The organism is Clostridium sp. chh4-2 (assembly GCF_002899675.1).
Classification (GTDB): domain Bacteria; phylum Bacillota; class Clostridia; order Lachnospirales; family Lachnospiraceae; genus CHH4-2.
On record NZ_PKUU01000006.1, the window covers coordinates 145586 to 164500 of the forward strand.

Consider the following 18915-nt stretch of genomic DNA (forward strand, 5'->3'; position numbering starts at 1 on the left):
TGTACCTCTAATATGCATTTTTGTTAATCAGTCCCTTGAACACCGTTAAAAACATAATTTTAATATCAAACCCAAGGGTCCAGTTTTCAATATAATACAAGTCATGTTCAATTCGTTTCGTTATTGAAGTGTCTCCACGGTAGCCATTTACCTGCGCCCATCCGGTCAGACCCGGACGAACCTGATGCTTGATCATATATCTTGGTATCTCTTCTTTAAAACGTTCCACAAAAAACGGGCGTTCCGGCCTTGGGCCTACAATACTCATATCCCCGATCAATACATTAAAAAATTGAGGTGTTTCGTCAATGCTTGTCTTGCGGATAAAACGTCCGATGGGCGTTACCCTTGGATCACGCGGTGTTGTCCACTGGCTTTTTTCAGCGTCCGGCGCCTGAACTTCCATGGAACGGAACTTATACATCTTAAACGGGCGGTTGTGAAGCCCGATCCGTTCCTGGCTGTAAAAAACAGGGCCCGGAGAAGTCAGTTTTATAATCAACGCGGTCAAAAGCATAACAGGTGAAAATACGATCAGCCCCACAACGGAACCGACAATATCCACCGCACGCTTCACCGCACGATTTAACGGATCTGTTAACGGAACACGCCTGATATGTATCACAGGCAGTCCCTGTAAATCTTCCATAAGCGGAATGGACGGGATCATATTATTGTAATCGGGAATGAACTTGGTGTGGACGCCGGACTTTTCACAGGCGGCAACGATCTCTTCCAAATGTTCGTATTCTTTAATGCTCAGCGTGATCGCAATTTCATCCAGTTCATTCAGGTTGAGAATCTCCTTTAAGTCGGAATTCTTCCCGAATACCCGGATTCCCTTATATTCATATCCCCATTCCTTATTGTCATCTAAAATGCCTTTAATCTGGTATCCCCATTCAGGATTGGCATTAACCCTGTCGATATACGCTTCCGCCGCACGGCTGTAGCCGATCAGCAGAATATGCTTCTGATTATATCCTTTGGACCGCATGGAACGCAGCACAAGGCGGATCGCATTCCTCTCCACCCCTTCCATAATCACATTGACCAGGAAGAAATACAGCACCATCTTGCCGGAGATATTGCCCCAATACGGATTCTTACGAAGGGCAAACAGAACCATGGTTAAGATCAGAAACCCGATAGTATTGGCCTTACAGATATTGGCAAGCTCCATGCGCCTTCCCTGAACACGTTTCGGCGCATACAGATGAAATGCCATATATAAAAACAGATAAAGCGGTACCACAATAACCAGCGCAGTGAAATAAACTTCTGCCTTTAAGATGCCCCAATGGGGACGCAGGATTCTATTTTCCCAGTACATAATCGTCCATGCCAGCGTATAGGAAATGATAATCACCAACGCATCCAGCAGAACGTGGAACCGGTTAAATTTTTTCTGATTATCTTTTATCATCGTACCCACCCTCAGTTTAATATCTCATCTATTATACATGATATCATAAACGTATGCTATTAAAATTCTCTTAAAAAGTTTGGTCTTTCGACGTTTTTCTTTAGATAATCTGACGTTTTTTTCCTATTTTAGCAGCTTCCGCCTGGAAAATTCCCAAACATAGAGAAAGGTTCCGGCTATCAGTTCCCATTGGATTGACAGATAATTCACCAGGTTTTCGGGGCGGTATTTCACCTTTTTGCATTTATGAACCGTCTTCAGTCCTTCCGTCAGACCGGCCAAATAATCCTTTCCAAACCCTCTTTTTTTGAAAAATCCGTATTTCACACAGATTCCCAGAATAAGGGGAAGGAGATTGACCAGCAGCTGAATCACCGGCATATTCTTATAATTCAGATAGATGTTATTTCTTGCAGCCAGTTTCACCTTAAACGAATTGTACTTGGAACCGCTGGTGGCGCTTCCCGCATGGTAAATGACGGCGTCCGGACAATACCGGTTGTGGTAACCTGCGATTTTCGCCCGGTATCCCACGTCCATGTCCTCCAGATATGCAAAATGCATCTCGTCAAAATAACCGATGGTTTCAAACACTTCCCTGCGGTAAATAGCCGCGGCGGCGCAGGCAGAAAATATCTCCCGCTCCTTATTATAACCGGATGAGCTCTGCCCCACTCCACGCTGATAAGCCCAGCCCAGCACGGTATACATATCTCCCGCGTCGTCCATCAGATCTTTCTGGTGAAGCTGGATCATCTTACAGCTGACCGAGAAAATAGAGGGTGATTTCTCTATCGCCCGGATCATCTGCGCCACAAAGTCCTCATGAACTTCCGTATCATTATTAAGTAAAATCACATATGGCGTTTTCGCCGCTTTCAGTCCGACATTCACCGCGCCGGTAAATCCCGTATTCTCTTCCAGAAAAATGGAGGGAATCTTCCGTTCCTTCAGCCACTCCACGCTGCCGTCCGTCGACCCGTTGTCCACCACCAGAACCTGATAATCGTCCGTGGTCTGGCGGTTCAGCGTCTCAAAACACGGTTCCATGAATTTCAAGCCGTTGTAATTGGGAATAATTATCGTAACTTTTTTCATATTATCCTCTACACCTCCAGACGGTAAGGTTCTCCGATGGCTTCCTTTTGCAGATCGCGCAGGGCGAAATTGGATTTTCTGAGAGTCAGGTTCGGATTGTAGTAAGGATCTCCCTTTTCCAGAATCTCCGGCCATTTTTTCGCAAAAATGGAGATTTCCCGGTTAAATCTGGCAACTTTTTCCGGCGTGTCTTCTAATCCTCTGGATTTGGATTCATAGTGATAGAGAACCGCATAAGGATTGTACACTACTAGTTTGCCAAGGGCTCTCACTTTCATACAATAATCGATATCATTAAAAGCCACAGCCAGTTCCTCACTGAAACCGCCCGCCTCTTCAAACACGGATTTCTTCGTCATCATACAGGCCGCCGTCACAGCGCTGTAATCCTGGGCGCACATGGCTCTGTGGAAATAGCTGTTTTCCGCCTTATGAAGCCCGATAAACGTATGGCCTGCGATTCCTCCGAACCCAACCACCACGCCGGCATGCTGTATGGTATCGTCCTGATAGAGCAGTCTGGCTCCGGCGATTCCCACATCCTGCCTCTGGCAGAATCCAAGCATCTCTTCAATCATCCTGGGTTCTATGATTTCCGTATCGTTGTTCAAAAACAGAAGATATTCCCCTAAGGCCGCCTGCACGCCGAAGTTATTGATTGCAGAATAATTGAATTCCCTCTCCCATGTCACCACGCGGACGCAAGGAAATTCTTTCTGTATTTTCGTATAATAGTCAAATGTGTCCGGCTCCGTACTGTTATTCTCAACCACAATAAATTCAATATTTTTATAAGAAGCCCGCTCTAAAATCGACCGGATGCACAGATCCAGATCCTTGTGATGGTCTTTATTCGGTATCACGACGGACACAAGAGGATTACCCTCAATTTCAAATGTGGTGTGATAAATGCCGTAGTCCACACCCTTTTCCACCTTTTCCGCTTTAATCCCCATCCGCTCATAATGGGCCATGATAGCTCTGGAACCCGCTTCAAATGCGTAGAGCTTGCTTTCCGGATTGCTGGCCGTCGAATCCAGATGGCAACGCCAATGGTACAGAATCTTGGGAATATGGCAGATTTTTTCGGCTTCTTCCGTACATCGGAAGATAAAATCATAATCCTGGGCGCCGTCAAATTCCTGGCGGAAACCGCCCACCTTCTCAAATAAACTGCGTTTCACCACAAAAAGATGGCAGATATAATTCACGCTGGTTAAAAGATCCTGATTAAAATCAGGTTTAAAATGAGGGTCAAATAATGCCCCTCCATCCATATCCAGCTTGTCTTCATCGGAATAAATCACATCGCACCCGGCATTTTCATTGATGGTCCTGGCGCATTCATAAAGGGCGTGGGAAGGAATTGTGTCATCATGGTCTGCCAAAACGATGAAATCTCCTGCGGCCATTTCCAATGCCGCATTAGTATTGCCTGCAATTCCTCTGTTTTCCCCTAAAACCTTGTATTTAATCCGTTTATCCCGGTCTGCATAGCGTTTTAAAATGCGGCTCACATCCTGGCCTTTTGGGCTTCCGTCCGCAATGCAAAGTTCCCAATTTACATAAGTCTGATCCAGAATGGAATCAATCATCTCACGGAGATATTTTTCCGGTGTTTTGAATACAGGGATTACAATGGAAAATTTAGGCATGAAATCAAATGATTCATGGCGCTGCTTTTCCAGCTCTTCCTCCGACGGTTTGGTCAGCTCATACCACTCCGCATAATCATAATCATTATCCAAACCCTGAATTTTATGTTTCGATTTTACGATTAACGCTTTTAAGCCGTTCTTTTTCCAGAAATCCATGGCCACATGAACCGTTTCCATGTTCATCAGGTCTTTGATCTTCTCTTTCCGCTTGTGGGCCACGCTGCTTCGTTTTGCGATAAGCTCCTCGTTGTATTTGATGCGTGCCGTCTTGCCGTCGCAGGTGATGAGAAGATAATAATCCTGGCCCCGCTCATAGGGGAACTGGATGTCAAACCCGAAATCCTTGTCTATGATCTGTTTATAGTAGATCTGGCTCACATCGTCACGCCTGGTGGACACACAGCGGAATTCAACCGGACTGTGTTTGGCGTCTTCCACCGCAAAGACGGCCTGGGACTGGGGATCACGGCCGATGACCCAGCCGTTTAAAGTTATCTCATTTTCACGTATCCGGACAATATCTATCTTGTACTTCATTTTTACACCCCTGGTCCGTTTTAGCGGACATCAATTCAATATTTGAAACGATTTTTGTTTCAAACTTCGCTGTTTCCTTTATTAACATTGAGGTCTGTAAAGTTAATTCTTTCTTCTTCGATTACCAGAGGCCGCTTCATCACTCTGGAATTAATGGTAAGGATATATTCGCCCACAAGCCCGATAAAAAATATCTGGATGGACCCCAAAAACAACATTCCGATCAGCATAGGCGCCATGCCTGCCGGAAAACGGTCCCACCAGATCAGCTTCATCACCAGATAAACCAGCGCCACCACGATGCTGATGCCGGAACAGATAAATCCGAATATGGTGGCCAGACGCAGCCCTACCTTTGTATAGGACGTGATGCTCAGCATGGCAGCGTCGTAAAGCCGGTAAAAATTATTGCTGGTCTTTCCGGCCCGCCGTTTCGGCTGTTCATAAGGAATCTCTTTTCTTCTGAATCCCAGTTCCGCCACAATTCCCCGCAAAAACGGAGTCGGATCGTCCAATTCCCTGAGCACGCCGATAAACCGTTTATCATACAGGCCGAATCCTGTAAAATGTTCAATCTGCTCCACATCGGAAAGTTTTTTAATCAGCTTATAATAACAGCTTCTCAGCCAGTACATGATCTTATTCTCCTGGCTGCTCTTTTTTATTCCGATCACAATTTTATAGCCCTCTTCCCATGCGCTCACGTATTTGGGAATCATCTCCACAGGGTCCTGGAAATCCGCCGCCATCAGGATGGTGCAGTCTCCGGTAGTCTGAAGCATTCCGTAATAAGGAGAGTTAAACTGCCCGAAATTCTTCGCGTTAAAAATCCCCTTAATCCCGGGATCTTTTTCACAGAGTTCCCGGATTAAATCCCGGGTCCTATCATGGGAATCGTTGTCAATAAATAAAAGTTCGTACTCGTAACCAGGCAGATCCTTATGAAACATGGCGATAATGGCCTGGCTCAGCGGAACCACATTTTCTTCTTCATTATAACAGGGTACAACAATACTGATCTTCTTCATCTGCTCACTTCCAATCTATGCGGACCATCACCTTCACCAGGTCCTGCGGTTTATCTCTCATCAGATACAGGGCATCCTCAATCCTGTCCAGCCCTTCAAAACAATGAGTCACCAGTTTTTCCGGAGAAATGCGTCCGCAGCGGACCATCTGCATCATCCGCTCGATTCTCACTCTTCCTCCCTTAGCAAGCTCCGTATGAATGGTCTTTCCGGCCATTCCCCGTCCGCCTGAGAATTTTGGAAATGGCAGATTTCCGGTTCCTCCGAAATAATTCACATTGGAAACCGTTCCGATCCCATAACGCACCATATCGATGGCCTGGGAAAATACTTCGTCTCCGCCTCCGCATATGATAACGGAATCCGCTCCGATTCCGTCTGTCATTGCAAGCACCTGTTCCACCACATTGCCGTCTTTATAGCTGATGATATCGGTAGCTCCGAACTCCCGGGCCAGCTTCACGCAGACCGGCCTTGTTCCAACAGCCGCAATGCGGGCAGCTCCCAGATGACGTGCCCCTTCTATGGCCATCAGTCCGATGGGGCCGATCCCCATCACAACCACCGTGTCTCCAAACTTAATATCCGCAAATTCAGCTCCCGTAAATCCGGTAGTCACCACATCCACGCACATGAGCGCCTGTTCTATGCTGACCCCTTCCGGAATTCTGGCAAGGGTAGTATCCGCATCCGGAATCAGAAATCTCTCTGAAAATGTTCCCGGCTGGCTTCGTCCCAGCTGATGACCGGAAAATGGCGCGCTGGCATGTTTAAAGTTCCCGTCCTGGATTCCAAGATCCCTCCAGTTGGGCGTAATGGCCGGCACGGCCACAATCTCCCCCGGCTTAAAATCCTGCACAAGCTCTCCTGTTTCCAGAATCTGAGCCACACACTCATGGCCCAATACCAGGTTAGGAGCCTTTTTCGATCCTCCGCCAAATACCGTATGGACGTCAGACGAACATGGCGCCAATGCCACCGGACGCAGAATTGCGCCGTAAGGCGTGAGTACCGGCTCCGGCGCGTCAAACCATCCCACTATTCCGGGTTCTTTCAGTACAAATGCTTTCATCAGCTTTCCTCCAGTTTCTCAAGGTGATTGGACTTCAACGCCAGTATCTCCACTTCCGATCCAAACCGTTTCCGTATAATTCCGGCTATCTCAGCAGTATAGCCGGGAGCCACGATCAATATGGCATCCACCGGATGTTCCATAAAATAATCCGGTGAAACAATTGCAAGATGAGACGTGGGCGCAAACTTCCCCTGTTTAAACGGAGCCGAGTCGATGATATAGCTCACCTTTTCCCCCAATCTGGTGGTGGCCGCCAGGGTGAATCCCTGATGGCTGGCGCCCCAGATGGCAATGCTTTTTCCTTCATCCGTCAAATGATCGATAAATTCATTTACTTCTTTATTGATAACGTGAAAGCTTTCCTGCAGTCTGGCCGCATTCAGCTTCTGTCTCTTTTTCACAATCATGGAAATGGTATCCCGGTTCACCATCTCCTGTTCCAGCACTTCGAATCCATTGCGTTCCAGCAAAAATCTCAGTGTATCAAAGGTAAAATACGCGATATGATCCCGGATCAGCTCATAAAATCCGTCATATTCCAGAATGTATTCCAGGCTGGGCACAGTGATCAGGCCCATACCGTCTTCTCTCAGGTTATTGTAGATGGCCTGAAGCATCCGGTTGGGGTCCGGCTGGTGTTCTATAAAATTAAATGACAGAAACACGTCAAATGGTCCGCCCGGAATCACGGTATCTTCCTCTTCCGTAAATCCGCGGCTCACATTGAGGCCTTCCTGTTTTGCTGTCTTTACAAGATCTTCTCTGTTTTCAATTCCATAACATTCCACTGGAAACCGGGTCAGAACGGATAAGAATTCCCCTCTGCCGCAGCCGACTTCGATAAATTTCTTCCCCTGAAGATGATAAGTTTCAATCAGGTGTTCATACTGGCTTTTCCTGAGTTCCACCATGGTGGTGGAAAAGCCTCCGGACCGGATTACATCTCTGTAATAGCCCACCGGCTCACAATCAAACTGAACCAGCCCGCAGCCCCTGCACTGACACAGATTCAGCGTCAGCCCATGATCTGATGAAACCTGGTCCGCATCAGGAATATCCTGAGCCGATGCAGGCATATTGTCCAGGGTCAATATGGGGTTCTCATATAAAGGCGCCCCACAGGATATACATCTTTTACGTTTCACAGCTTACTCCTTTTGTACCGGAAGCATGGAACGGATTCCGTCCGCAAATGACACGGCCGGCTTCCATCCGGTTGCTTCCTCTATCTTTTTAATATCAGGAATCAGAGACGCAGGTCCTTCCGCATTCGGCGGTCTTAATCCATAAGAAAAACTGCCCCTCTTTCCGCATAACTCATATATCTCTTCTACGAATTCCCGCAATATACGGGTATCATTACCAGCAATATTATATACGCCCGACTGCCTTGGCGCAAGTCCTAATGCTAAACTTATCACAGCCCCGGCCATATCTTCTATATATAAAAAATTCCACTTCTGGGTGCATTCCCCAAGTTCCATGTGCCCGCCGGACAAAAATGTGCTCAAAGCCGTGTTCACCAGCGACCACGGATGATCCCCCGGCCCATAGACGCTGAATATCCGGGCATGGATAAAATCCATCTGCGCGCCCTCAAGCTCAGCCATGGCCCGGCGGCCAAATTCCAGTTTAGCCTTTCCGTATTCCGACACCGGACTGCAGCTGCTGGTTTCCGTCATCGCATCCCGGTGTATGCCGTATTCAGCCTGGGAACCGCTGAACAGAAAACGGCCGCATCCCAGCTCCTGAGCCGTCTTCACCGCCTGCATGGAATGTTCCAGATTCTTTTTCTGAATCTCCGGATCATTCCGACCGGCGCTTCCGATCCCGTCCCAGCCGAAATGCAGGAAAATATCGGCGTCCCGGCATTCCTTATCCTCTATAAGCCGGTTAAGGCCTGACAGATCCTGCCAGACCACCGACAAATTATCATAGTATTCCAATTTATCTGCGTTGGAGGAACCAGGGCGCACGACCGCGCAGACCTGGTGTCCCTGCTCCAACAGCATTTTTACCGTATGGCTGCCGATAAAGCTGGTAGCCCCCGTTACTATAAACTTCATTTTGCGTTCCCGCCCTTATTTTATTCTCTTAATCACCATAATCCTGTCCATCTCTTCATCCGGAAGGAACGGAGCCAGATCTTCCAGAGGCGGAGAAACCATCGTTCCGTCAGGTAGCCGTTTTGCCGCTGATTTCGGCTCAAAATTCTGATCGGTTGTGACAAATACTTCGCAGATCACAGGCCCTTTGGTCTCCAGCGTTTTTTCCACCGCATCCTTTAACTGGCTGTTGTGATGAGCGCAGATGTACGGATATCCATAGGCCGCCGCCAGTTTTCCCATATCGGGGAAGCTTAAATCGTGGCTGTCCACGCCGATTCCCACCAAAGGCTCGCCGAAAAAGTTCTTCTGGGTCTGGCGGATGGAATGGTATCCTCCGTTATTGATCAAAAAGATCTTAATCGGCAGCTTATGATGAATCACGGTTTGAAGTTCCTGAATATTCATCTGGATGCTGCCGTCTCCGGTCACCAGTATGATGTCTTTCTCAGCATTTTCCGCCATACAAACACCGATGGCCGCAGGAAGGTCATATCCCATGGAAGCGATGGCCGAATTGGTAATAAAGCGCTGTCCTTCCTTGATGATATATCCGTGTCCGCCCACCACGCAGGCGGAACCGTTGCCGACCACTGTAATCTGCCCATTTGGCAGACGGCTGCTGATCTCATAGATCATCGCATATACATTGGCCTCTTCCTCGTCCGTATTGGCAAAATGTTTCGGCAGGATCACCGGGTAATTCTTTTTGTACATCTGACATGTCTCCTGCCAGGTCATCCCCGGAAGCCCTTCGCCGCCGTGAAATACGGGAGTTTCCTCCTGATCCAGCAGACGGTCCATCACCTCCAGCAGGTCTTTCGCATCGGCCAACACCGGCATGTCCACGTGAAGAGTGGGCTTTTTCAATTCTTCCGGATCAATATCATTGATAATCGTATAGGCTTCTCTCGCCCATGTCTCATAATTATATCCAACCTGCCGGATGCTCAAACGGCTTCCTACGGAAAATACCAGGTCGCTGTTCTGCATGGCCAGATTGCCCGGACGGTCTCCTAAATTGCCCGGACGGCCTACATAAAGGGGATGGGTATCCCAGATACAGTCCTCGCTGTCCCATGTGGTCACAACCGGAATTCCCAGTTTCTCCGCCACTTTTATAAATACGGAATGGGCTCCTGCGATGCGGATTCCATTGCCCGCATTAAACACCGGCCTTTTTGCCTGCCGGATCTTCTCTATAATCCCGCGGGCTGTCTCCTCGCTCACTTTTTCCGGAAGAACCTGTCTCGGTTCTCCAAAGCCCGCTTTGTCTTCCTCAATCTGCGGAACCGTTCCTTTGGCATCCGCAGGCCATCCCGTTCCTCCTGCGTCATAATCCGCCGCGTCGAATCCGATCAGATCATCCGTCTCGATAAACGCGCCCTGGACATTCAGAGGAATATCCAGCCAAACGGGGCCCGGACGGCCGGAATAAGCCAAATGAAGACATTTTTCCAGACAAAAACGGATGCGCATAGGGTCTATAACCATCTCGCAGTATTTGGTCATGCAGCCGATGGCTTTTGTGATCTCAAATTCCTGATCTCCCAGCGCGCGGATGCCCACGCCGGACCAGCGGGCCGTCGTATCATATCTCACCTGCCCGGATAAAATCAGCATCGGAATGGAGTCCAGCCATCCGCCCACCACGCCGGTGATCGCATTCGTTCCTCCGGGACCTGTGGTCACGCAGAGAGCGGCGATTGTATTATGGATTCTGGCATATGCCTCTGCTGCAATGGCACTGGCCTGCTCATGATGGTTATAAAGGCAGCGCAGGCCCTTCTGATGGCCCAGAGCGTCATTCAAATGCATGGCTCCGCCGCCCGTGACGGTAAATACCTGGCTGATGCCTTCCTGTACCAGCTTTTCCGCAATATAATTAGATACCTTCATTCTCATATGCGATTTCTCCTCTACACATTATTGCCAATAGTATACCATATTAACTTTTTCGGGGAAAGTGTTTTGTTTTGAGGGGGGGACGCGAATCATCGGATGGGGACGGCAAAGGCGCATGGTGTGGGGGATGAAGGCGCGTTTCGGCTGTAAGGGGTTCTAAGGCCGGGAGCGGCGAAAAAGGGCAGGACCGGCAAATGGTACCCGAATTTCTGAAGAAATTCGCGTACCGGTTGCCTTGAATTTTGATTTTGAGATCAAAATTCACCTGACCTTTTTCGCCGCTCCCGGCCTAAGAACCCCTAACAGCCTGCAAAGCGCCTTCATCCCCCACACCATGCGCCTTTGCCGTCCCCATCCGATGATTCGCTGGTTTTCTCGGGAGTTAGGGAGGGAAAAGCGAAAAATTGTTTAAAAACTTTATAGGTGGAGGGGGAGGAGTTTTCGGGGGCATTGGTGGAGTTTGGAATAGTGGTGGGGCGGGATGGTGCTGTATTTGATTTGGTGGGAGTTTAGTAGTTGTTCTGCTTTTATGAGGTCTCCTAAGTGCAGGGCGGTTGGAAGGGGGAGGCCGGAGGTTATGGTTTGGCTGGTTGTTTGGGCATTCAGGTGGAGTGTGCGGCTGATTGAGAGGATTTGGGGGGCGGGGAGGTTCTTGTCGTGAATTTTAATGTGGTAGGTGCGGTTGTCTTTTTCGCAGGGGGCGTAGAAGCTGGCTCCTGCAACTTCGTAGCCGCAGTTTGGGCATTTGGCGATTAGGGTGTGGCCTTCTAAGCGGATTATTGCGCCTTTGCTGCGGCAGTTGGGGCATAGGGCGTCGGAAAAATCCTGGAAGCGGATGCAAGAGCCGCAGGGGTCGTGGTCAAGGCCCTTGTAGTTTTCAGTTATGTAGGAATCGATTTTATGTTTGTGATGTTCTAAGTAAGATATGGTTAGTTTTTCGGGATCGGTGAAGCTGTCGTTTACCCAATAGGAAGGCATTTGGATCGAACCGTGCTCAAAAGCGCCGCAATTGCTGCACCAGAGCCACATTCCGCCCCGATAAGAACGCTGGGTATCGCCCCGAAGATAGAGATGGGCTTCCCTGTGATGACAAAATGGACAAATTGCAGGGAACTCTTCATTTTCTAATATTTCATCTAAATTATGAGACATAATTTGACCTCCTGGGATTTTTGGTATCTTCAAATCAGGTTTATGATGGATTCTTTTATTTTCTTTGCGTTTACTTCAACCGGTTCTGTTCCATCTATACAGATGACAGGACAGGTTAAGGTCTGCAGCCAGTTTTCGGTTTTATCCATTGTGCGGGAAGCGGCGAACTTGAAAAAGTTTTGCTCTTGTTCGTACATATCCCCGCCATCTAAGATACGGCTTCCATATTTATTAAGGCTTCTTTGCTTAATGCGGTTAAGTCTTGTTTCAAGAGGAACTTTGATATAGATAACACATCGATATCTATCGTTGATTTCATCTCCGAAATCACAGTTCACTGCGGATAAAATGAAATGTTCCTGTTTTTCAATATCAGCTAATAAAAGTTTGTGCACCTCTTCTTTCGTACGGGGATTGGAATACGGGATCGTGGAGTCTTTAAAAGAATAATCTTCTATATCCATATGATAATATCCCAACAAATCGGCAAGGTATCTGCCTAAAACGGTTTTTCCGCTGCCGTTTGCGCCTACAATAGCAATGCCATATCCCATATCAATCCCTCTTTCTTTTGCAAATTCCAATTCATTGAACATCCCGTACTCCCTGATGTCCATGAAACTTTATTTTAATCTTAGTATTTTAAAATAATCATGTCAACCAATCAGAGACAATACCTCCCATCAAACCAGTCTTTTATCCTCACGGCCGCCAGTCAACAGCGTGATCCGGGGAATGGATGGCAGGAGTCCGGTGGTCTGGACAGGGGGTGGGGATTCGCTGTGGAGGCTGTAGGCATTTCTTAGGCTGGGGGCGGGCGAAAAGCTCAGATGAATTTTGATCTCCAAATCAAAATTCAAGGCAACTGGCGCGCGAATTTCTTCAGAAATTCGGGTGACATTTGCCGGTTCTGAGCTTTTCGTCCGCCCCCAGCCTTAGAAATGCCCACAGCCGGAACCGCGAACCCCCACCCCTGTCCAGACCACCGGACCCCTGCCATCCATTCCCCGGATCACGCGTCTCCTTTCGGCCCACCCTAATTCCTGGTAGGTTTACCAGTAACACACATCTATGCAAAGCGCTTGCCGCAGGATATAATCACAAACGTAATGCAACGATGGATTTTCGGCCAGAAGAAAATTATCAATTCAACACTCAAAAAGGAGAAAACATATTTATGAAAAAATCAACAAATTTTATGGCTGTATTATCCGCTGCTGCAATGATGTGTGTGGCAGCCCCTATCGTATCAACTACAGACGCTTACGCGGCTCAGCCTGCAGGCTGGGTAGAGGAAAACGGCTCATGGATGTATTATGATGCCGATGGTTACTATCTGACAGACTCATGGAAAAAGCATGGTGACAACTGGTATTATTTAGACAGTGAAGGCGAACTCGCTTTTGACACCATGGTAGACGAATACTACGTAGATGAATTCGGCAAACGTGTCTTCAATACCTGGATCACCGTTGACAATGAGGTGGACTGGGATTCAGACGAGCCGGAACATTACTGGTACTATTTTGGCAAGGACGGAAAAGCCGTTACTTCCAAATGGTACAATATAGGCGAAAACTGGTACTATTTCAATAGTGACAGCCAGATGATGACAGGAAAAGTGGAAATTGACGGCGCAACTTATTATCTGGGAGAGGAAAATGACGGCGTTATGAAAACAGGCTGGATTCAGTTAGAAGAAGAATCTGACAATCCGGACGAGGAATACGTTTGGTACTATTTCAACTCCAACGGTAAAATGGTTGAAAACCAGGTTGACAAAAAGATCGACGGCGCATATTACACATTTGTAAACGGTAAAATGCAGACCGGCTGGTACAAACTTCCTGTCGCAGAAACTGCGGATGAAGCGACTGATTCCAATGCAGAAGCAGCTCAGACAACTGCTACTGTTGCAGGATACCAGTATTATGATAAAGAAAATGGCAAACGTGCCGATGGATGGCGCAGAATCGAAGGCGCACAGGGCATCAGTGAAGAAGCAGAACTGTATAACTTCTACTTCAAAAACGGAAAACCATTCTTCGCAGAAACAGGAATCCAGGTATTTACCGTAGATTCCAAGAAATACGGCTTCAATACAAAAGGTGAAATGCAGACAGGACTTCAGGTTGTTACTTTAGATAACGGAAATGTTGCCAACTTCTACTTTGGCACCGACGGCATCATGAAAACCGGAAAACAGACCATTTTCGATGAAGACCTGGGCCAGAACCAGACATGGTTCTTCTATACAGACGGTTCCAAAAAAGGACAGGGATTCCACGGTGTGCGTGAAAATAACGTGTTCAAATACGGCCTGCGCCTGGAAGCGGATGCTGACCTGCGTTATGCCCCTGTAACTCTTGACGACGTTTCCTACCTGGTAAATACGGCAGGAACCATCCAGAAGGCATCCTCCGGTTCCAAGTCCAGCGAAAAGCCGGAATTAGGTTCCGGTTATAAGGATATCAAAGATGCAAATGATAAAACCTGGGTTGTAGATACAAAAGGTATTGTTCAGTAATACGAATCCGCCTTGTCGGATTAGAGAGAAAAAGATCCGTTCATACAAACGGGCAGATTGCCGTCTGTCCGTTCACAAAGAGATCCACACCAGTTCTTATGAAATTGGTGTGGATCTCTTTTGTAATGCTTTTGCTGCGCTTCTGTTCTATTTGTATAAATCGACATCCAAGCGCTGCAAAAAGCGGCAAATTTTCTGTATATTTTAGTTCAAAATAGTCTATTCGATATTATTTTTGCATATATATAGTTATATGTGGTCTTTAAAGCTGCCCAAGGCAGCTTTTTCAATTACAAATCTCTATTATCGTATTTATATTTGTCGAATTTTGTTATAATATAGTCATTCTTGCGTTTATACTACTAGGTTATTTTTTATCATTTTTTAGGAAGGGGATCACTGTGAGAGAATTAGCTGTGTATTATTGCCTGAAATGTGGACGCTACGGCTATTACCAATCATCAAAGAATGCGACCTGTCCGATCTGTAATGAACCTATGAAGCTTCTGGATATGACTTATCAGGACTTCATGAACCTGGATTGCGAAGAGCGGGATCATCTGTTTTCTCACTTGATCCTTGAATCCTGCCCTACTTATGTCCAACAGCTCATGGCTCCTCATCAGGCGGCCAACCATCGGGAAACAATTGCCCGCATGAGTCAGAAAATTATTGAGCTGGAAACGGACAACCAAAAACTGAATGATACGCTTAAATGGATGCACAACACCATATGGGATCTGTTAAAAGAAAACAAACAGTTGAAAAAAGAATTAGAGAAATAACGGCCGGGAGTGCACTGCACTCCCCTTGTTCTTATGTATCGGTAAGTTTAAGCCATCTTTTCTGAACTGTCATCCGTTATATAGTGACCGATCAGGCGGTTTAATGTAACTTTCATCTGCGCCACAATGTTCAGCAGCATTTCATTATCAGACTTCAGCCTTTCGTTTTCTTTTTGAAGCAAGACCAATTGATTGGTTTCATTCATCGCGGGAACCTCCTTGCAAGATTATTAACTGAAACCAATATAAATCTTTTTTCTCATTTTGAAAAGTAAATTAAATCGCAGAATTCGACAAGCTGATCAACAAATTAACTAACAATTAACACTTTTATAGCCTTCAGTTATACAAAATATGGATTTTTCAATGGAGAGGATACAAGATCTATGGATATGACACAGATATTTATATTCGATGAAATCGTCGAAATTGACACAAAAACATTTCCAAAAAATTATAGAGAACTCTTTTTCCGTTCCCTTCCGGATGTCCATTTCGCTCATGAAGTTCCGAATGCATTGAAAAAGAACCGCAATAAAGGAATCCACAGCGTGCTGGTCGCCTATAATCCTGAGACCTTTGTAAAAGAAAGCCTGCTGGCATTAGATGCGTGCAGGCTCTTTGACGATCTCATTATAGCGGAAGAACAATTTCCATTTACCGTCTATCCTAAACATGAGATTGAACAGCTTCTCACCAAACGGTATGGATCATGGAATTATTTCACTGTCAGCAAACAGATTAACTCTGAGCCTTAAACTCCACATATTCTCCCGGCTCAACCGTTACGTCCATAATACACTTGCTTTCATCGAAATACTGTCCTTCAGGATAAACCATAACCTGTAAGGTGTATTCTTTGAAAAACCCGCCAAATGAATCGGCAGATGACCGCTCATAGTTAAAATCCTGTGTGGCCACTTCATCGTTCATGCCTTTTGCAACTTCCATGGCATATGCAACCGCTTCATCCGGATCGGTTCCTTCTTTTACCTGGATGGTCAGCTGGGCATACTTTTTGTCAGGCTCAACCGCTCCGCCGATCTCCACTGCCATCGGATAGGCATCCGGATCGATAAATGTTTCGTCCAGGCCGTCCCATACCTGTCCCCAGTCGATTTCAATTCCTTCTTTTATGTCAGTTTCCGGTTCCACTGCAAGACTCGGTGCAACGATATTACTTTTGGTACAGCCGCTCAGGAATAACAGGCAGCTCGCAATTAAAATAAGCATTTTCTTCATTTTGCTTTTTTCCTCCTTCAAGTTCAACATCTAGTATTATATCGGATACTTTACTATTTTTGTAGGCCTTTTTTAAAAATGTCAGAAAAAGTTCACATTTTAGTAAATTACGATACTAGCATAGTGATTCCAACTGTGCTATAATTAAGAAAAAATTAAGAAAGGTGAGATTGTTTATGAAGCGCAAGGCCTTACTGACAATACTAACCACTCTCCTTCTCGTCACTTACCTGTCGGTTCCCGCTTATGCCGAATGGGAAAAACAGGGTGACGTCGGCTGGAAATACACGAATGACAAAGGAAAATATCAATACGGTTGGATCGAAATTGATGATAACTGGTATTATCTCGATGATAAAGGATACATGAAAACAGGATGGCTCAAAGATCAGGGGTCCTGGTATTACCTTCATCAGGACGGCACCATGGCTCATGATACCTGGATTGATAATTACTATGTTAACAGCAGTGGGAAATGGGTTAAAACGAGATAAGATAAAAAACAGCTGTCGGGCAGATTATTGCCGTAAGCTGTTTTTTTGTTATAAAAAGATAGTTACGCCATTTATATTCAGCCGGTTATTATATTGGCCGTTCCCGGAAAATCGATGCTGATAGAGCCGCCCCATGCGCACATCAGTCTGGAATTATCGGTAAGAGCCGGGTAATTTCCGATCCAAATCCGGGGATCTCCCGGCATCCAGGGTGATATCGTATTCGGAATACACGGCATCGGCGTCAATACTCCCAAGGCTGCTGCTGTGGCGGCCGCCACAGTGGGATTTGCCATACTGGTACACATTCCAAATGGCATTATATTTACTAGCGGTATCTGATCCATAATGCTGGCCAGCATCTGAGGGGTCATAACATTTGCGGCCGACTGCACCAATAATATACCTGGTGCTGTGCCAAACGAACACCGGAGACTGGCTCCTCCGCATACAAGTTTCGACATGATTTTCTCCCATCCGCCTGTCTTGACAGGCCTTTTATCGTTCTGAGCGCTAATATGGATTTCGGAAACAGAGGTTGGTTTCATTCTCACTGCGGCTTCAGTTCCTTCTCTGATCAGAAGTTTTCCTGAAAACCTGTCTGGAACTCTGTCTGAAATCCCGAAAAGTCCCCCTTCCCGGGATTTTATAACCTTCTATAGAGCCCTCAACTAATTCAGCTTTATTATCGCGCCTTTGACTTCCATCATTCCATCTGAATGTATTTTTGCTCCAGCTTTCCCCTCTATGCCCACTTGGTTTCCCTTGATCTTCACCTGCATTCCTTCCACCTGTACATTCGTGGAGTTTAATGATATCTTTTCCTTTGGTTGGACGCTTACCGATCTGCCCTTTATGGAGACTTCATTTTCCGGGTCTTCCGTGATGGATTTTCCCTTCATCAGGATTCCATCTGTAACAGTCAGAACTTCTGCAATATCCACTTTATCCTTATCCATAGTCATTCTTATCTGATCTCCGATTCTAAATTCCAGCTTTTTCCCGGCCCGGATGCATACCGTGCCGGATTCCTCCAGAATTGTGATATCATTTTCCCCTTTGCTGTCGCTGATCACCATTTTCTTTTCTTCTTCATCCACAAATATCTGGTATCCGGACTTCATTCGGATCAGTTTTGTGGTGTTTTCTTCTGTAGATATGCGCTCAGACGCAGCATCGTCTCCATTACTCAAACAGCCCAACACAATGGGCATATCCTCTCTTCCGCAGTTGAAACCCAAAACCACCTTGCTTCCAACTTCCGGCAGATGATAGCCCGCATAACCGGAGCCGCCATAAGGTGTCATAACGGGTATCCAGTCTGTCACACATTTTTCCGATTCCCCAAGGGTATATTCTACTTTCACATATCCCGGCTTTTCTTGATTCCAGTTTTCTTTTACAATCGCTGTCGCAATACTTTCCACGTTTATCCTCCCCATTCTTATATTTTAGAACACTCTATTTATACCTTCATGAGCCAGTTCCAGAATTTCTACCGCAATTTCATTGGAAGACGCATTAAAATCCGGTACTGTGTACTTGATGGGCCATGCGTTTATTACCTTCCAGGAGGCCGCCTCTGCCTGATTTTCATCCAAAAGGCTGACCGCAACGTCTTTTCTCTCCGCCTCGCCGGTCAAACCTTTTACAATCCAGTCATAGAACCCCCGGCCTTCTATCATGCCGTATTTTAATATAATGTTTCCATATTTTACCCTCCCAGCCATTTTTAAATGAGGGGCCGCCTCTCTGCCGCCAGCGCTGTATTCGATGGGCTGGAAGGTATCAAAACTGCTGACCTCGTAGAATCCTCCGGTGCCCAGGCCGTCTATTTCCAGTTTAAAACGGAATTTTTTCAGTGGATAATCTACCATGTCTTC

General features: G+C 46.5%; 19 protein-coding genes. 4 read left to right on the forward strand and 15 right to left on the reverse strand.

Annotated elements, in window-relative coordinates; translation table 11 throughout:
- Nucleotides 1–7: 7 nt before the first annotated feature.
- The 10 genes from C0033_RS08295 to C0033_RS08340 all read right to left on the reverse strand — a co-directional run bounded on the left by C0033_RS08295 (nt 8) and on the right by C0033_RS08340 (nt 12580).
- Nucleotides 8–1426, reverse strand: a complete 1419-nt coding sequence (locus C0033_RS08295; RefSeq protein ID WP_103227397.1) for an undecaprenyl-phosphate glucose phosphotransferase — start codon at nt 1424–1426, stop codon at nt 8–10.
- 123 nt (nt 1427–1549) lie between these two features.
- Nucleotides 1550–2524, reverse strand: a complete 975-nt coding sequence (locus tag C0033_RS08300) for a glycosyltransferase family 2 protein (protein ID WP_103227398.1) — start codon at nt 2522–2524, stop codon at nt 1550–1552.
- 8 nt (nt 2525–2532) lie between these two features.
- Nucleotides 2533–4719, reverse strand: coding sequence for a glycosyltransferase family 2 protein (locus C0033_RS08305; protein WP_103227399.1), 2187 nt, complete (start codon nt 4717–4719; stop codon nt 2533–2535).
- A 59-nt stretch (nt 4720–4778) separates the two neighbouring features.
- A complete protein-coding gene (locus C0033_RS08310) occupies nt 4779–5747 on the reverse strand; it encodes a glycosyltransferase family 2 protein (protein WP_103227400.1) in 969 nt (322 codons plus the stop codon).
- A 4-nt stretch (nt 5748–5751) separates the two neighbouring features.
- Complete coding sequence (locus tag C0033_RS08315; protein WP_103227401.1) at nt 5752–6819, reverse strand: zinc-binding dehydrogenase; 1068 nt, start codon at nt 6817–6819, stop codon at nt 5752–5754.
- Nucleotides 6819–7967, reverse strand: a complete 1149-nt coding sequence (locus C0033_RS08320) for a class I SAM-dependent methyltransferase (RefSeq protein ID WP_242984449.1) — start codon at nt 7965–7967, stop codon at nt 6819–6821. The genes C0033_RS08315 and C0033_RS08320 overlap by 1 nt, the downstream gene beginning before the upstream one ends.
- Nucleotides 7968–7970: 3 nt before the next feature.
- Complete coding sequence (locus tag C0033_RS08325) at nt 7971–8888, reverse strand: NAD(P)-dependent oxidoreductase (RefSeq protein WP_103227402.1); 918 nt, start codon at nt 8886–8888, stop codon at nt 7971–7973.
- A 15-nt stretch (nt 8889–8903) separates the two neighbouring features.
- Nucleotides 8904–10832 carry a thiamine pyrophosphate-binding protein gene (locus C0033_RS08330; RefSeq protein ID WP_103227403.1) on the reverse strand — a complete coding sequence of 643 codons (1929 nt, stop codon included), beginning with the start codon at nt 10830–10832 and terminating at the stop codon, nt 8904–8906.
- Between the two features lie 417 nt (nt 10833–11249).
- Nucleotides 11250–11984, reverse strand: a complete 735-nt coding sequence (locus C0033_RS08335) for a hypothetical protein (RefSeq protein ID WP_103227404.1) — start codon at nt 11982–11984, stop codon at nt 11250–11252.
- Between the two features lie 29 nt (nt 11985–12013).
- On the reverse strand, nt 12014–12580 hold the full coding sequence (locus C0033_RS08340; RefSeq protein WP_180994631.1) for an AAA family ATPase: 567 nt from the start codon (nt 12578–12580) through the stop codon (nt 12014–12016).
- 581 nt (nt 12581–13161) lie between these two features.
- Between C0033_RS08340 and C0033_RS08345 the strand changes: the two genes are divergently transcribed.
- Together C0033_RS08345 and C0033_RS08350 are read left to right on the forward strand one after the other, a co-directional pair.
- The gene (locus C0033_RS08345; RefSeq protein WP_103227406.1) at nt 13162–14511 is read left to right on the forward strand and encodes a cell wall-binding protein; all 1350 of its coding nucleotides are present in this window, start codon (nt 13162–13164) and stop codon (nt 14509–14511) included.
- A gap of 401 nt (nt 14512–14912) precedes the next feature.
- The gene (locus C0033_RS08350) at nt 14913–15296 is read left to right on the forward strand and encodes a hypothetical protein (RefSeq protein ID WP_103227407.1); all 384 of its coding nucleotides are present in this window, start codon (nt 14913–14915) and stop codon (nt 15294–15296) included.
- 47 nt (nt 15297–15343) lie between these two features.
- Here C0033_RS08350 and C0033_RS26960 read toward each other — a convergent pair whose 3' ends face one another.
- Nucleotides 15344–15502, reverse strand: coding sequence for a hypothetical protein (locus C0033_RS26960; protein WP_180994632.1), 159 nt, complete (start codon nt 15500–15502; stop codon nt 15344–15346).
- 186 nt (nt 15503–15688) lie between these two features.
- Here C0033_RS26960 and C0033_RS08355 point away from each other — a divergent pair, with 186 nt between their 5' ends.
- Nucleotides 15689–16054, forward strand: coding sequence for a hypothetical protein (locus C0033_RS08355; protein WP_180994633.1), 366 nt, complete (start codon nt 15689–15691; stop codon nt 16052–16054).
- On the opposite strand, the gene C0033_RS08360 is transcribed toward C0033_RS08355, so the two are convergent.
- Nucleotides 16038–16538 (reverse strand): hypothetical protein, encoded by a 501-nt coding sequence (locus tag C0033_RS08360; RefSeq protein WP_103227409.1) that lies wholly within the window; start codon nt 16536–16538, stop codon nt 16038–16040. The two genes, C0033_RS08355 and C0033_RS08360, sit on opposite strands and share 17 nt — an antisense overlap.
- Before the next feature lie 176 nt (nt 16539–16714).
- Between C0033_RS08360 and C0033_RS08365 the strand changes: the two genes are divergently transcribed.
- A complete protein-coding gene (locus C0033_RS08365; RefSeq protein WP_103227410.1) occupies nt 16715–17032 on the forward strand; it encodes a hypothetical protein in 318 nt (105 codons plus the stop codon).
- 77 nt (nt 17033–17109) lie between these two features.
- Here C0033_RS08365 and C0033_RS08370 read toward each other — a convergent pair whose 3' ends face one another.
- The 3 genes from C0033_RS08370 to C0033_RS08380 all read right to left on the reverse strand — a co-directional run bounded on the left by C0033_RS08370 (nt 17110) and on the right by C0033_RS08380 (nt 18909).
- The gene (locus C0033_RS08370; RefSeq protein ID WP_103227411.1) at nt 17110–17496 is read right to left on the reverse strand and encodes a DUF4280 domain-containing protein; all 387 of its coding nucleotides are present in this window, start codon (nt 17494–17496) and stop codon (nt 17110–17112) included.
- Nucleotides 17497–17703: 207 nt separating this feature from the next.
- Nucleotides 17704–18459: a phage baseplate assembly protein V gene (locus C0033_RS08375; RefSeq protein WP_103227412.1), complete on the reverse strand. Its 756-nt coding sequence runs from the start codon at nt 18457–18459 to the stop codon at nt 17704–17706.
- A gap of 24 nt (nt 18460–18483) precedes the next feature.
- A complete protein-coding gene (locus tag C0033_RS08380; protein ID WP_103227413.1) occupies nt 18484–18909 on the reverse strand; it encodes a phage tail protein in 426 nt (141 codons plus the stop codon).
- Between the last annotated feature and the right edge of the window lie 6 nt (nt 18910–18915).

What these genes read in the sequence shown, in the direction of transcription:
- C0033_RS08295 (WP_103227397.1), bottom strand. Translation starts at nt 1,426, where the DNA reads ATGATAAAAGATAATCAGAAAAAATTTAACCGGTTCCACGTTCTGCTG.
- C0033_RS08300 (WP_103227398.1), bottom strand. Translation starts at nt 2,524, where the DNA reads ATGAAAAAAGTTACGATAATTATTCCCAATTACAACGGCTTGAAATTC.
- C0033_RS08305 (WP_103227399.1), bottom strand. Translation starts at nt 4,719, where the DNA reads ATGAAGTACAAGATAGATATTGTCCGGATACGTGAAAATGAGATAACT.
- C0033_RS08310 (WP_103227400.1), bottom strand. Translation starts at nt 5,747, where the DNA reads ATGAAGAAGATCAGTATTGTTGTACCCTGTTATAATGAAGAAGAAAAT.
- C0033_RS08315 (WP_103227401.1), bottom strand. Translation starts at nt 6,819, where the DNA reads ATGAAAGCATTTGTACTGAAAGAACCCGGAATAGTGGGATGGTTTGAC.
- C0033_RS08325 (WP_103227402.1), bottom strand. Translation starts at nt 8,888, where the DNA reads ATGAAGTTTATAGTAACGGGGGCTACCAGCTTTATCGGCAGCCATACG.
- C0033_RS08330 (WP_103227403.1), bottom strand. Translation starts at nt 10,832, where the DNA reads ATGAGAATGAAGGTATCTAATTATATTGCGGAAAAGCTGGTACAGGAA.
- C0033_RS08335 (WP_103227404.1), bottom strand. Translation starts at nt 11,984, where the DNA reads ATGTCTCATAATTTAGATGAAATATTAGAAAATGAAGAGTTCCCTGCA.
- C0033_RS08340 (WP_180994631.1), bottom strand. Translation starts at nt 12,580, where the DNA reads ATGTTCAATGAATTGGAATTTGCAAAAGAAAGAGGGATTGATATGGGA.
- C0033_RS08345 (WP_103227406.1), top strand. Translation starts at nt 13,162, where the DNA reads ATGAAAAAATCAACAAATTTTATGGCTGTATTATCCGCTGCTGCAATG.
- C0033_RS26960 (WP_180994632.1), bottom strand. Translation starts at nt 15,502, where the DNA reads ATGAATGAAACCAATCAATTGGTCTTGCTTCAAAAAGAAAACGAAAGG.
- C0033_RS08355 (WP_180994633.1), top strand. Translation starts at nt 15,689, where the DNA reads ATGACACAGATATTTATATTCGATGAAATCGTCGAAATTGACACAAAA.
- C0033_RS08360 (WP_103227409.1), bottom strand. Translation starts at nt 16,538, where the DNA reads ATGAAGAAAATGCTTATTTTAATTGCGAGCTGCCTGTTATTCCTGAGC.
- C0033_RS08365 (WP_103227410.1), top strand. Translation starts at nt 16,715, where the DNA reads ATGAAGCGCAAGGCCTTACTGACAATACTAACCACTCTCCTTCTCGTC.
- C0033_RS08370 (WP_103227411.1), bottom strand. Translation starts at nt 17,496, where the DNA reads ATGTCGAAACTTGTATGCGGAGGAGCCAGTCTCCGGTGTTCGTTTGGC.
- C0033_RS08380 (WP_103227413.1), bottom strand. Translation starts at nt 18,909, where the DNA reads ATGGTAGATTATCCACTGAAAAAATTCCGTTTTAAACTGGAAATAGAC.